The organism is Clostridia bacterium (assembly GCA_024685775.1).
Taxonomy (GTDB): Bacteria; Bacillota; Clostridia; order Christensenellales; family CAG-1252; genus CAG-1252.
The window spans coordinates 64,274-78,274 of the sequence record JAIKVL010000006.1 but is presented as its reverse complement, the minus strand read 5'-3'; the positions used below and the strand labels follow the sequence as shown (position 1 = coordinate 78,274).

The following is a 14,001-nucleotide window of genomic DNA, read 5'->3' as shown; positions in this document are numbered from 1 at the left end:
AGCCCCCTCCTTAAATTCTTTCGCTCGAAACGAATACCACGGCGGACGCGGGAATCTCGATCTTGGTCTTCGCGTTCAGCGATCCGTCGATGACGTAATTCGGGACGACGAATCCGTCCGCGCCGAGTTTCAGCGTGTTTTGACTGTAAACGTAGATATAAAGTTTTCCGCTTCCTTCAACGGGTTCTTCGAGCGCGAATTCTTCGGTCACGGGGAAACGCGTGCTGTTCACGGCGACGAAACCGCCTTTCTTGCGGTCGGCGGAAACGGTCGCGAGCGTGCGGACGCCGTCCGCGCCGGAGGACGATCTGTAAATCGTGTTACCGGGGCGGAAAAGATTCGTCAAAAGGACGGTCGAATGGAACCAAGGGCGGTATTCCTGCTTCGCGGACGTCGCGGAAGCGAGCGTCGAGAACATTCCCCACTCTTTCGGAGTGTTGCCTCCTTCGTTATACATAAAATGCATCGCGTCGTCGAGATCCCAATAGACGAGTCCGTTGATACCCGAAAGAATGCTTTGAACGGTGTAATCCGCCATACGGAGACCGTAGGAGAAACTCGTGATATACGCGTTGCAGTCGGTAACGACGTTCTTGCCGTCCAAAAGTCCCGCTTCCCAAATGATCATTTGTTTGGTTCTTCCGAGGAATTTATCGTTCTTTTGAACTTTCTTATAAAGATTGCTCAAATTCTTCTGATAGCGCGCGTTATCGATATCGTAATTACTGACGTACATATGCAGTCCGTAATTACGGACGATGTTTTTGAGGTTGGACGCGACCTTCGGCAAATACTGCGTGGAACCGACGATCCCCGTCGTGTCGCCGCCGATGATATCGAGAGAAGAAAGATCGACCGCGTCGAGCGCTCTGCGGACGTTTCGGACGCCCGCTTCCCACTTTGCATAGGTGTTATAGGCGTTTTTGGAAGAACCGATCACGCCGACGTTATTCGGTTCGTTCGTATTTACGAACCAACGGATGCAGTCGTATCCTTTGATCTTAATCAGATACTCCATAAGATCCGCAATCATCTTCGCCCAGCGAAGATCGGAAGTCGCGTTCGGGATCATTTTGTAGAGATCTTTTTCGGGATCGACGTTTCCGATCACGTTCCAGACGCCGAACGCCACGCGAATGCCGTGCGCCTGACAATAATCGAGAACGTCGCACGCGTTCTTCATATATTTATTGTTGAAGGTGTAATTCCAAGTATCGTCCGAAAGGTCTTCCGTATCCTTATCGTCGAAATCGACGACGAACCAATCGAGGTTGGTCATACAACGGACGAGCGAAGGATTCAGCTTGTCCACCGAAGCGATGACGCGATCCCAAGACCCTTTGACGGTCTTGTTGATATCTTCATACGTTCCCCACTCGACGCCGAGCCCGTCGAACGACGAAGAAACGACGTCTTCTTTGGAGAAATAACTCTCCCCCGACGCGGTTTTCTTCGAGCAAGCGAAAGAGCCGCACAGGACGAGCGTTATGAGAATTAAAATTGCCGTAATTCTTTTCATAGGTTCCTTATTTGCCGAGGGCGTCGTTGATTTCTTTCAAAACTTTTTGCCAAGTCGAATCGTTGACCGCGGATTTATACTTATCGAGCGAGAGGTTACCGTAGCAGTACTGCATAACGGCGGCGTTCGCGTCTTCGAGGAGTTTACCGGATTTTTCCGCCTTGGTCTTCACGACGCTCTTGTCGTTCATCCACTTTACCTGCGGATCTTCGTTCAAAACGCGGAGATTGCCCGCGGCTTTTTGCTCTTTCATAAAGGCCGTCCAAGCGTTCAGGATCGTATACGCCTTTTGATCGGTCATCGGGTCGGTCGCGGTCATATCGTAGCCGAGCGTGCACATATAGCGGAGATATTTCGCGCCGTTGTATTTATCGATATAACGACCGCTGTCGTCCCTCTCCCAGCCCGCGTTCGTCAAGGTCACTTTCCCGTTTTCGACGGTGTAGTCGTAATCTTCGAATCCGTACTTCGCGAGCATCGTCCCTTCTTCGGACAAAAGATAATCCATAATGTCGAGGATCTTTTTCATTTTTTCGTCGGAAATCTTCGAAGAAAAGAACGTCATCGAGAACCAGTCGAGCTGCCCTTCGAGCGCGTACTTGCCGTCCGGACCTTTGACCTTCATAATCGCGGTCATATCGTCCAAAGCTTCCGCGGAGAGGTTCTTATTCGCTTCCTTGATCTTGTTGCGAAGCGTCGTGTAGTTCGAAAGGGAAAGGTTCTCGTAGAAGACGCCGACTCTTCCGCCGTAGTACTTCTTATTCGCGTCGCCCTCGTTGGAGGAATACTGCTCGTACCCGTAGATCTTGGACGAGACGAAATTTTTCGATTTGGTCAAGCCCGCGACATACTCGTCGGAAGCGTAGTTGGAAACGATTTTTCCGTTCGATCCGATCGCGAAGCAGTGCGGAGCGGTCTTATAGAAATTCACGATCGACGGGAAGCCCCATTCGACGTCCACGAGCGCGTAGAAGTCGCCGCTTCTGCATTTTTGATTATAGAAAGTTTGAAGAAGGGTGTTGAATTCTTCCCAAGTGTAAATATCGTTCTCTTTATAGACGCCGTACTGTTTCGCCCAGTCGCGGCGGTAGACGTAAGTAAACGGAGTGAAATCCGCCTCGCCGCCCTGAATGTTTTTCGCGACGGGAATACCCCACAAGCGTTTTTCCTTATCCCCTTTCGCTTTGTATTTGAGTTCGTCCACGTCCAAGATTCCCTCGATCATCGCTTTGAGGTTGGGCCATGGAGAAAGGTCGGAGGGAAGCGGCTTGATGTCGCGATCGTCCGCCCAGAATGCGTAACTGTTCGCAAAGTTATAGCTATCGATATCGGCTTGGAAAACGTCCGTCACGTTGCCGCCGTTGATCGCGGAGGAAACCTGTTGATCCCAGTCCGCCCAAGAATAGGTGGAAGTCTTGATCTTGATCCCGAATTGTTCTTCGAGCGCGGCGGTATACGCGTCGTCGCCGTTCCAATCGTTAAAGTACAGGTTGCGGATCGTGATCGTGCCTTCGTCGTTCTTCTTTGCGCAACCCGCAAAGCCCGCGAACAAACCAGCCACGAGAGACAAAACCAAAACTACGAGTAAAACTTTTTTCATACTTACCTCCGTTTTATCCTTTTATAGCACCCACCACCAAGCCCTTAACGAAGAACTTTTGAAGGAAGGGATAGAAACACATCATCGGGACGATGGAGAAAAAGACGCTCGCCATCGTCAAACCTTCGGAATAGACGACCTTTTGCCCCAAGGTCTCGATCGAAGAAGAACTCGTCGTGATCATTTCGCGAAGGACGAGTTGCAAAGGCTTATAGGAAGGCTCTTCGATGAAGAGCATCGCGTTATACCAGCTGTTCCAGTTGCCGACCGCGAAAAACAAACCGACCGTCGCGAGCATCGGAAGAGCCATCGGCAAATATACCTTGAAGAAGATCTGAATATCGTTCGCGCCGTCGATCTTCGCGGATTCTTCGAGATCGGGAGGAAGCGAAGCGAAATAGTTACGCATCAAAAGCATATTGTAGGTGTCGATGGCGCCCGGGATGATCATGACCCAAATTTGATTGTAAAGCCCGAGATTTTTGATCAAATAGTAATACGGGATCAAACCACCGCCGAAAAACATCGTTACGAGGATCATATTCATAACGAAGTTTTTACCGACCCACTTATTGCGGGACAAAGCGTAACCCGTGATGACCGTAAAGAATAATTGATACGCCGTTCCGACGAAGAGCAAAAGGAGCGTCACGCGAACGCCCGACCACAAGGACGCGCTGGAAAAGACCGTCGCGTAGTTATCCCAAGAGATCTCTTTCGGATACAAAAGAAAAGGCGTGTTCAAATAGACGCTTTCCGGCGAGATCGAGATCAAAAGCGCGTTATAAAAAGGATAAATGATGATAAGCGCATAGAGGAGCAGGATCGCGAAAATGATCCAATCCATCGGACCGATCCGCTTATCAAAGGTGCTTCCCTTCGGGCGAAGGGGTAAATAGCGCATGTTCTCGAATTTTCTCATATAATACCTCTTTCGCCGCTGAGTTTCGCGATCCTATCCACGATCAGGACGAGGATAAAGGAGACGACCGATTTGAAAAGACCGACCGCCGCGCCGATCTCGGCGGGCTGCCACTCGCGGAACGTGGAACGATAGATATAAGTGTCGATGATATCGGCTACGTCATAGACGAGCGGGTTATACATATTAAAGATCTGATCGAAACCCGCGGAAAGGATGCCGCCGACCGAAAGGATCAAAAGAAGAATCGCTGTCGGTTTGATCGCGGGAAGCGTGATATGCCAGATCTTTTGAAGCCTCGTCGCGCCGTCGATATCCGCCGCTTCGTAAAGCTCGGGCGAAATGCCCGCCATCGTGGCGAGATAAATGATACTGCTCCACCCCGCTTCTTTCCAGACGTCCGATCCGAAAATCAAAGAGAGAAAGACTTTTCCGTTCGCAAGAAATTGGACGCGTTCCGCCCCGGTCGAAGCGATAATATCGTTTATGATACCGGAAGTGCCGAAAATATTCGCGACCAATCCGCCGACGATGACCCAAGACAAGAAGTGCGGGAAAGTAACGATGGTTTGAACGGTCTTTTTGAAAAAGCGCAAACGGATCTCGTTGATGAGGATCGCGACGAGAAGCGCGGCGATAAAGCTGATGATGATCTTACAAAGCCCGATAATGACGGTATTGCGAAGGACTTTCCAAAAATAGGGATCTTGGAAGATCGTGTAAAAATTCCCGAAACCGCCCATATCCGCCCAAGGGCTGTTGATAATGCCCTGTTTGGGGAGATATTGCTTGAAAGCGATCAAAATTCCGTACATCGGCGCGTAACAAAAAACGAGGTAATAAATGATCGCAGGTATGATCATCAAGATCAAATATCTGGACTTTTTGACCCTTCCGCCGAAGTCGTTTAAGGGGCTGTTTCTGTCAATAATCAGTTTTCTGTTCATCTTTCAAATTTTACAATATAATCCAGTACTTTGTCAATAGTGGTAAACGCGAGTCCGACCACCGTATCCGCGCCGCCGTAATAGATCGCGATGCGCCCCGTTTCGGCGTCCGTGAGGGCGGAACAAGGGAACAAAACGTTCGGGACGAAACCGACCGTCTCGTAGTCCGCTTCGGGCGTCAAAAGGAAGTTTCCGCAACGATGTTTTACCTTGCGGACGTCGTCCTTATCGAGGATCACGGCACCGAGGGAATAGACGTAACCGTTACAGGTCTGCGTGGCTCCGTGATAGAATAAAAGCCAGCCTTCGCTCGTCTCGATCGGCGCGCAACCCGCCCCGATTTTCAATCCTTGCCACCATTCGTAGCCCTTCTCCATCAAGCGCGAGTGATTGCCCCAATAGACGAGGTCGGGGCTTTCGGAGATATAGATATCGCCGAACGGCGTGTGTCCGTTATCCGAAGGACGAGACAAAAGATAATATTTTCCGTCGATCTTTTTCGGGAAAAGGACGCCGTTTCGGTTAAAGGGCAAAAACGGATGCGAAACCATCTCGAACCTTTCGAAATCTTTCGTTTTTCCGAGCGCGAGGACGGGAAGCCCGTGCTTGCCGTCGCACCAAATGACGTAGTAAGTATCCTCGACCTTTACGACGCGCGGATCGTAGGCATATTCGAACTTATACGCCCCACCGTCCTTTTGATGAAAGACGATGCGTTCTTTATTGAACGTAAAACGAATACCGTCCGCGCTTTTGCCGAAATAGAGATACGGGATCCCGTTCTTCGTTTCGCCGCGGAAGACGCCGACAAACCCGCCTTTGAACGGGACGACCGCGCTGTTAAAGACTCGCGTTACGTTCTCGATCGGATTTCTGCCGATGATCGGATTTCCGGAATACCGCCAAACGGGAGAATTGTCCGCGGGGTCTTGCCAAGGGATATTCGGAAGTGCTTCACCAATGATTTTTGCCATCTGTTTTTCCTCTTTTTTTGTTTTATTATTCAGCCGCTTTATGCGGATTTTACGAAACGTTACAGCTTGCGAGAACGACGTTATCCATATAGAGATAGTTATCCGCTCCGTCATAGCGCGCGAAGATCAAAACGCTCTTGATCGAAGTGCTCGCGAAATTGAAACTCAGCGTCTTCATCGTGTTGCCGCCCGTCAGAGCAAGCGAAGCGAAAGTAACTTCCGATCCGGCGAGATAGATCGTCTTATTCGAAGAATTGACGATCGCGACGCGATAATGAATGGGACCGAGGTTGCCATACCAGTTACCGAAGTCGATCGAGAGATGGTTCGCCGTTCCGAGCGCGGAACCGCCCTCGTTATAAACGTACTTATACGTCGTGTTGCCGCAAGCAAGAGCGACGAGGGGCGACGAAGCGGGTTTACGCGAATTCATTTTGCCCGAGACGGATGCGTAAGAGCTACCCGTCCAAGCGTACTGCTTCCACTTGCTGTTCGAATAAGCGGAGCCGACGGAACCGTCGTCGAAATTAACCTTCAAAACGGAAGTCGTAAGTTTCGTCGCGCTCGAAGAAGAAGCCGAATCGAGGAACTGCAAATTATCGATATAGGTATATACGGCGGGATTATTCGACACCGATCCCGAGATGATGAAATACATGACGTCCATCGCCTTGATCGCGTTATCCCACGTCTTGTATTCCGTCCTGCCGATGTACTGTTTGACCTTGCTCGGCGAATAGTTCGTTCCGCCGATATTGACTTCGAGGTTCTCGTCGTCAAAGGAGACGACGACTCTGTACCAAGAATTGTTGTTCATATTGAGTTTCGCGAGGTCGTAGTTAACGTAGATACCGTTCGCGTAGTCGACGAAACGGATCTTGGTCTTCGCGGTGGAATAATAATCGTTCAGTTTGAGGTTGAACGCGATGCCCTTATACGCTTTCGTCAGCGTTCCGAATTCTTTGCCGAATCGATACGCCACGCCGTTCGCGAAAGATTTCATTTCGAGCGCCTGCCCCGCCCCGAATGCGTCGCCGACCAAAGTCAAACCGGAATTGGGGCTATTTTCCCAATCCTTCGTCCCGAACTTTTCTTTCGACCATCCGGAGATCGAGCTCTTATCGAAGGTGTCGAGCATCAATCCGGAAACGGTAAAGGTCTTGCTTTGCGCGGAAGAAGTCCCGTTATAGTAGGTGTTGGAGGACGCCTCGTAGCCGCCGACCGCGCGGAATTTCACCGTCCCCGAAGAAGTCGCGGTGTAGGAAGTCAAAGAGGTGTCTTTATAGGTGCTTCCGTTATCGGTCGAGTATTGCGACTTCAAGCCCGAAAGCGTCCAAACCGCCGTCGTCGAAGAACTCGAAAGGAAATTCAAAGCGGAGGTCTTTGTCATATACGAAGTCGAAGAAACGTTCGAATCGACGAAAGCCGAGTTATCGGAGCGCGACGCATAGACGCTGACGCTGTGACTGCCTGCGGAAGTCGAGAAAGAAACCGTGCGCCCGGTTTGGGACTTATAACTGCCGCCGTCGACTTTGACGTAATACGCGGATGCGTTCGAAACGGCAGCCCAAGTCACCCCGCTCGAAGTAATGCTCAGCGACGGAGCGGCGAGTTTTACGATGCTGATCGTCCCCGTCTTTTCGATCGGAGACGCCGCATAATAATAGATATTTGCGGAAGAATCGTAGCCGCCTTCCGCCTTGACGGAAACGGCGTAACTTCCCTCGCCCGACGCGGTATACGAAGTGTCGGTCGTCACTTTATAACTGCCGCTTCCGACCTTTAACGAAGTTTTGAACGCGACGGAGGACCAAGAAGCCTTCGCGCCGACGACGGTAATATTCGAAAGCGTTACCGTCTTTACGGTGTAGAAATGGGAAACCGCGTCACCGTCGACGACCGTCGTCCCGTTTCCGACCGCTTTGACAGAGACGGTGTAGCCGCCGGATTTGGTTGAATAGGCGTACTCCCTGCCCGATTGATTGACGTAAGATCCGCTTCCGACTTTAACGGCGTAAGCGGTCGCGTTCGAGACCGCACCCCAAGAGAGTTTGGAGTCGCCCGCGGTGATCGAAGGCTTTCCGAGCTTCGTGATCTCGACGCTCTTGGATTTCTCGATCGAGGAAGACGGGTAGTAGAAAGTCGAACTCGCGGAAACGAAACCGCCTTCCGCTTTGACGGAAACGGTATGCTGCTCTTTGCCCGCCGAAGATCCGACGTAAGAAGCTTTATAGGAAGTCGAAGTCGTTGGCGCGTATAAACCGGAATCGATCTTCAAAGAGACGGTCGCCGCCGTCGCGTTCCAAGAGAACGTCACGCCCGAGAGCGAAATATCGGGAAGCGAGACCGCGACGGTCTTATACGAGAAGGTAACTTCGTCGCTCGCGGGATATTGCGCCTCGTTATTCGAGTAGGCTTTGATGCGGAAGGTATGATCGCCGCTCGCCGTGAGATACAAAAGTTCGTCCGAGGTATACGAGACGAATTCGCCGCCGTCCGTTGAGATCTTGTAACAATTCGCATTAGCATCTTTCGTAAGAGTAAGCCCGCTCTTTCCGGAAGCCAAAGTCGGCTTCGGAAGTTTGATCGGGACGATGATCTCCGCTTGCTTCGAAACGGTTGCGCCGACAAAACGAACGCGCGCGTTTTCGTCCGCGCCGGACCTTGCTTCGACGTAGATCACGGTCGTTTTCTCGGGACCATAGGTGTTTGCGGTCTTCTCTTTGAAGTCTTTACCCTCTTCTTTTACGAAAAGCTTTCCGACGTAGGTAAAGGAAGCGACGCCGTTTTCTTGGGCGATCTCGGACAAGGCGACCTGCTTCACCTCATAAGAGATTTCGCCGACCGGGCTTGCGGGATATTGCTCCTCGTCCTCGCTGTACGCGCGAATGCGGATCGTATACGAACCGACCGCATCTTCAAGGGCCACCGAGCAAGCATTCAACGAGGTTTCCGCGCCGCCGTTTACGGATAAGAGATAGGAATTCGCGTTCGAAACGGCGGGGAAAGTTATTCCGTTTTTCGTAAAGGAAAGAACGGGCGCGGCGAGAACGATCGGAACGACGATCTTTTTGGTCTTCTCGATCGGTTCGCCGACGTAATAGACGTTGCCGTCCGAAACGTAACCGGGATCCACGCGCAAGACGACGGTCTCGGTCGCTTCGGGCGAAAGGGTAGTTTTCGAGGAAATTTCCGGCGCGGCGCCGCACTTCGCAAGAGTCTGAATTCCGACGAACGACCAAGTCGCAACGCCGCTGACGACGGTTACGTCGCTGAGTTCGATCGCGCGGACGGTATAGGTAAAGACCGCAGGCTCGCTATCGAGCAAGGTCCCGGTTCCGACCGATTTGATATAGACGGTATAGCTTCCGGGAACGTTCGTAAACGCATAGCTTTCGACGGTATTATATTCGCCGTCGTTTATCTTCGCTTCGTAAGAAGTCGCTTTCGAGACCGGATCCCAGACGAGCCCGTTGCGGTCGCCGTTCAATCGAAGGACGGGCGCGGTCAATTGTCCGTACTGGATCGGTTTCGAGCGTTTGATCGGATCGCCGATATATAAGATCGCATTTTCCGCGTCGTAGCCTTCGACGACTCGGACGTAAACCTCTTTATCCTCTCCGTCCTCGCTCATATAATAATTTTTATCATACGGGACGTAATCCGCATCGTTCGGAGATTGCCCCACTTCGCCGACGTAGTACGACAAGAATCCGCGATACGTCCAACTGACCGTGGCTCCGTTCATCTCCAATTCGTCCGGCAAATAGACGGAAGCGACCTCGAACTTCTTTTCTCTCGCTTCGCTGTCCGGATACTGCTCGGGATCCTCGTTCACCGTTTTGACCGAGACGGTATAGACTCCGAACGGTTGATCGGCGAGAACGATTTCCATTTTATCCTTTCCGTTGTCGTTTGTGTAAATCACGGGTTCGCCGCCGTTGATCGAGACGGAATATTCGATTCCGGGGATTTTGTACGGGATCCCTTCGATCGAATCGATCTTATTCCAATAGATTCCCCTTTCGTTCGTCTTCAAGACGGGAGACGGCAGGAAGATCGGGACGACGACGTGAACTTCCTTGATAATATCTTCGCCCGCGTAAAAGATATCGTTTTCTTCATCAAATCCGCCGACCGCTTTCACGGCGAAATCAATTGTCTCGATGATCTTGAAAGAGGTTTCGTTCGTCTCCTCGTAAGGCGCTCTTCCCCACTTATACAGCGTCTTCAACGAGACGGAAGAGAAAGAAACCGTCCTACCCGTGGGAGCGGGCGCGGGATCGGTCACGCCGATATCGGAAAGAGAGATGGCGACGACCGAGTAAGAAAACGCGTCGGACTCCAAACTGTCGAGATAATTGGATCCGTTTCCGAGAGCGCGGACGCAAACGGAGTATTCGCCGGGAAGAGTCGCGAAAGCGTAGTTCACGCATTCCGTCCATTCTCCGTCGTTCACTTTGACGAGGTAACCCGTCGCATAAGGAAGGCTATCCCAAATCAAGCCGTTTTTCAAATCGTTCAAGCGAAGCACCGGGCGCGCGACGCGTTTGATGAAGACGTTAGCTTCCAGCGTCGGCTCGGTCTCGGCGTAATAAAGGACGTGCGCGTCTTCGTCGTAGCCGCCTTTCGCGAGGACGGTAACGCGATGCGCGCCGATCTCCTCGGGGCGAGCGACGTAGCTATTCCCTTCCGCGAGCGTATATTCGCCCGCATTGACTTTGACGTAGACCGCAAATGCGCTTGCTTGCCAAGTCGCGGTCGCGTCGCGGACTTTGAGATCGCGCAAATCGATCTCTTTGACTTCGTAATGATATTCGGACGCGTTGGAATACGCCATCGAGCCCCCGATCATCGCAATCACGCGCAAGGAATAGAATCCGACGGCGTGCGCGAAGGGGAAAGTTCTGTCGAACTGCTCTACAAAGTCTCCGTCGTTCACCGAGACGGCGTATCGATCCGCTTCCGTGACGGCGTCCCACTCGATCCCCTCTTGGGTCGTGCGAAGGACGGGCGCGTCCAAAGTCCCAGTAACGAGGATCTTTTTTACGGTTTCCTGCGAACCGACGTAATAGGTCTTATTCGCTTCGTCATAGTAGCCTTCCGCCTTGACGGAGATCGTGACGTCCGCTTCCGCGGAGAAAGATTTCTCGGGGCAAGAAGCGTATTCCCCGTCTCCGACTTTGAGGAAAGAAAGCCCGTTCGTCGCCCAAGTCGCGGTATGGACTCCGCCGTCGATCGCGACGTCGATCTTCGAGAGGTTCACGCGAACGACGTTAAAGGAATAGGAAGTGATTTTGGAAGGCGTCCCGTCCTCGCCGATCAAAGCTCGAACGCGAAGCGCGTAAGATCCCTCTTCCGCAGGGACCGCGAAGAGCGCGCCTTTTTGGTATTCGCCGCCGTTCAGCGAATACTCGAATTCCGCGGAAGGATCGTCGTGTGAGAAAGAAAGCGAATACTCATCCGCCGAAACGATCGGCGCCGCATAGGAAGAAGCGGCGGAAACTTCCGCTTTATAACGGATTCTCAAACGATCCGCATAAAGATATTGAACGTCGGATTCGGATTCGTTTTTGGTAACGAAATAAAAGCTTTGAATGACGATCGGTTCGACGAATTTCTTTTCGATGGTGACGAAGCCATCCGTCACGGGGAAAGAATAAAAGTTATCCGCGCTGCCGATCAAATAGGTCAAACCGCCGTTTTCATCGACGGCGACAAGTTTTAATTTGAGTTCCGACGCGCCCGCGAAATCGTTAGCAAGATCGAGAGAGAATTCGTTCGCCAAACCGAGCGCGCGCCCGCCCTCGTTATAGACGAACTTATTCGTCACCCATCTCCCGGTCGCAAACGAACCGACCAACGAATCCGCTTTTTCGCGGCAATAGATCTGCGAAGAGGAAAGCGGTTGCCAGCCGTTTTGCACGGAATACGTGTATTCGGAGATCTCATCGCGGCTGTACGTCTCGCCCGCCGTCCCGTCCTCGAAATCGAGGGAAACGTCCGCGGTCGTCTCGAAAAGCGCGCCCGCAAAGTGCGCGGCGTTCTGCCCCGCCGCTTCCGTGACTCGGATCGAATACCCGTTTTTCTCGAAAGAACCCTTCATTTCGAAATCGGAAAGATCGTCCGCAAAAGAGATCGTCGCGGCGTCCACGTCGATCGTAAGCGAGCCTTCCATAACGAAGTTGGTTTCAAGCGCGGTCGAATAAACGCGCATCGAATCGCCGAAAAGCGAAAGAACGATCTCGTTGACGTCGTTCTCGATCGCCTCGCGCGCAAGATACGAAGTGCCGATCCCGAACAAAGGTTGTCTGATCGCGGTTTCCGCTTCCGCTTCGTAAAGCGCGGTAACGTTATCGACGATCAAACGGGCGTTCGCGCCGCTCGGAGAATTTCCTTTGATCGTAAAGCTCAAACGATCGAGGAACGGGACGATCTCATAGAGTTCGACGGCTTGTTTGATATTCTTGGGCAGATCGAAAGAATCCGCGAGATCGGTATTTTTCAATCCCCAAGCGGTTTGAAGCGGGAAGCTGTTGTTGATCTTCCAGCGCGAGTCTGTCAGGGAAAGCGTGACGGAAAGCCAATATTCGGGGAGAACGCCGAGATCATAACTGATCGAATACCCCGTGTCGTCGTCCGCGAGTGTGACGACCAAACTCGCGACGCCGTCCCCTTTGAAATCGAAAGAAACCGCGTTATAACCGTCGCTCAAAGAATACGAAGTGCTGAAACGGTACGCGACGGTGTTATTCCACCCGTTCAAACCGAGCGCGGCAGAGCCGTCGAATCCTTCTTCGACGGAAACGAACGCGTTCGTCGCCATCCAAGCGTTTTCGAACTTTTTGACGTCCCAGCGGGATTTCAAACTCGCTTCGGAAGAATCGCTTGCCGCTTCGATCGAGGCGGGTCTCGCGGCGGGCGCGACGAAGCACACGCTTTCGAAATCGCTTTCGGCGTAATAAACGCCCGACGAGACGTCGAATCCGAAGATCGCGCGGAACGTCACTTCGCAGGTGTCTTTCGCGACGAAGGTCGAGCCTTCGAAAACGTCGAAAGTGGAACCGATCGCCTTTTCGAGTCCGAGCCCCACGAAGGAAAGCTCCGCGGTATTCGCCGCCGTCTTATCGACGGTAACGGAGGAAGGCTCGGTCGTGTAGGTAAAGACGACGGGACGGCTGTCCGAATAATAAACTCCGTCGCCGACGCTCTTGACCGCGATCGTGTGTTTGCCGTTTTGCGAAGAATAGCGCGCGTTTTCCGCGTTTGAGAAAAACGAGCCGTCGTAAGAGACGGAGTACGTGATCGCGTGATCGACGGGCGCCCAAGTCAAGGCGTCCTTCGTCGCGGTCAGGACGGGAGAATCGAGAGCGGTGGCGGTGGCGGTGCGGACGCGGACTTCGCGCTCGATCGCGGCGCCCGAATAAAAGACCTTTTCGCCTTTATCGAATCCGCCTTCGGCTTTGACTTTGACGACGACGTCTTTTTGAACGGCGGTATAGCTAAACCCGTCGGTCAAGGCGTAATCGCCCTCGCCTTCTTTAACGCTGACGGTACGCGCGGATGCAGTCCAAGAGACGACGCCGCCCGAAACTCCGAGATCGGAAAGCGCGACGACGCGCGTCGAATAAGAAAAAGAGGATTCGGCGGTCTTTTTTCCGTCCGAACCGATCGCCCAAACTCGGACGACGTGATCCCCCGCGGCGGCGCTGTACGGGATCGAAGAAGAAAGCGATTGCTCCTTTTCTTCCTCACCGTCCGTCTTGGAGATAAATTTGGTGTAAGAATCGTGATAGATTGAAATGCCGACGTCACCGCCGACGAGTTGCACGGGATCTTCTTTCGTTTGATCCGTCTTCAGATTACAGGCGGATAAACAAAACGACGCGATCGCTGAAATGCAAAGCAAAATCGTGATCAAACGGAATTTTTTCATAAGACCTCCGCGCGCGAAAAAAAATCTTTTAATATTATATCATAGATATAAAATCTTTACAATACCCAATTTTCCGAAATTTGACCGCATTTTTCAAAGAGCG

6 protein-coding genes are annotated in these 14,001 nt (G+C 52.1%); all 6 read right to left on the bottom strand.

The window, feature by feature from the left end; genetic code table 11:
• Positions 1-10: 10 nt before the first annotated feature.
• The 6 genes from K5753_01705 to K5753_01680 all read right to left on the bottom strand — a co-directional run bounded on the left by K5753_01705 (position 11) and on the right by K5753_01680 (position 13,898).
• On the bottom strand, positions 11-1,519 hold the full coding sequence (locus K5753_01705) for a hypothetical protein (GenBank protein MCR4725919.1): 1,509 nt from the start codon (positions 1,517-1,519) through the stop codon (positions 11-13).
• Positions 1,520-1,526: 7 nt separating this feature from the next.
• The gene (locus K5753_01700) at positions 1,527-3,119 is read right to left on the bottom strand and encodes an extracellular solute-binding protein (GenBank protein MCR4725918.1); all 1,593 of its coding nucleotides are present in this window, start codon (positions 3,117-3,119) and stop codon (positions 1,527-1,529) included.
• 13 nt (positions 3,120-3,132) lie between these two features.
• Entirely contained in the window at positions 3,133-3,966 is an 834-nt protein-coding gene (locus K5753_01695; protein MCR4725917.1) for a carbohydrate ABC transporter permease, read from the bottom strand.
• 71 nt (positions 3,967-4,037) lie between these two features.
• Positions 4,038-4,988 carry an ABC transporter permease subunit gene (locus tag K5753_01690; protein ID MCR4725916.1) on the bottom strand — a complete coding sequence of 317 codons (951 nt, stop codon included), beginning with the start codon at positions 4,986-4,988 and terminating at the stop codon, positions 4,038-4,040.
• Positions 4,985-5,962 (bottom strand): glycoside hydrolase family 130 protein, encoded by a 978-nt coding sequence (locus K5753_01685; protein MCR4725915.1) that lies wholly within the window; start codon positions 5,960-5,962, stop codon positions 4,985-4,987. The genes K5753_01690 and K5753_01685 overlap by 4 nt, the downstream gene beginning before the upstream one ends.
• Before the next feature lie 49 nt (positions 5,963-6,011).
• Entirely contained in the window at positions 6,012-13,898 is a 7,887-nt protein-coding gene (locus K5753_01680; protein ID MCR4725914.1) for a hypothetical protein, read from the bottom strand.
• Positions 13,899-14,001: the final 103 nt, after the last annotated feature.

Bases quoted from the DNA above. Each gene is read 5' to 3' on its own strand.
- K5753_01705 (MCR4725919.1), bottom strand. From the start codon at position 1,519: ATGAAAAGAATTACGGCAATTTTAATTCTCATAACGCTCGTCCTGTGC.
- K5753_01700 (MCR4725918.1), bottom strand. From the start codon at position 3,119: ATGAAAAAAGTTTTACTCGTAGTTTTGGTTTTGTCTCTCGTGGCTGGT.
- K5753_01695 (MCR4725917.1), bottom strand. From the start codon at position 3,966: ATGGATTGGATCATTTTCGCGATCCTGCTCCTCTATGCGCTTATCATC.
- K5753_01690 (MCR4725916.1), bottom strand. From the start codon at position 4,988: ATGAACAGAAAACTGATTATTGACAGAAACAGCCCCTTAAACGACTTC.
- K5753_01685 (MCR4725915.1), bottom strand. From the start codon at position 5,962: ATGGCAAAAATCATTGGTGAAGCACTTCCGAATATCCCTTGGCAAGAC.
- K5753_01680 (MCR4725914.1), bottom strand. From the start codon at position 13,898: ATGAAAAAATTCCGTTTGATCACGATTTTGCTTTGCATTTCAGCGATC.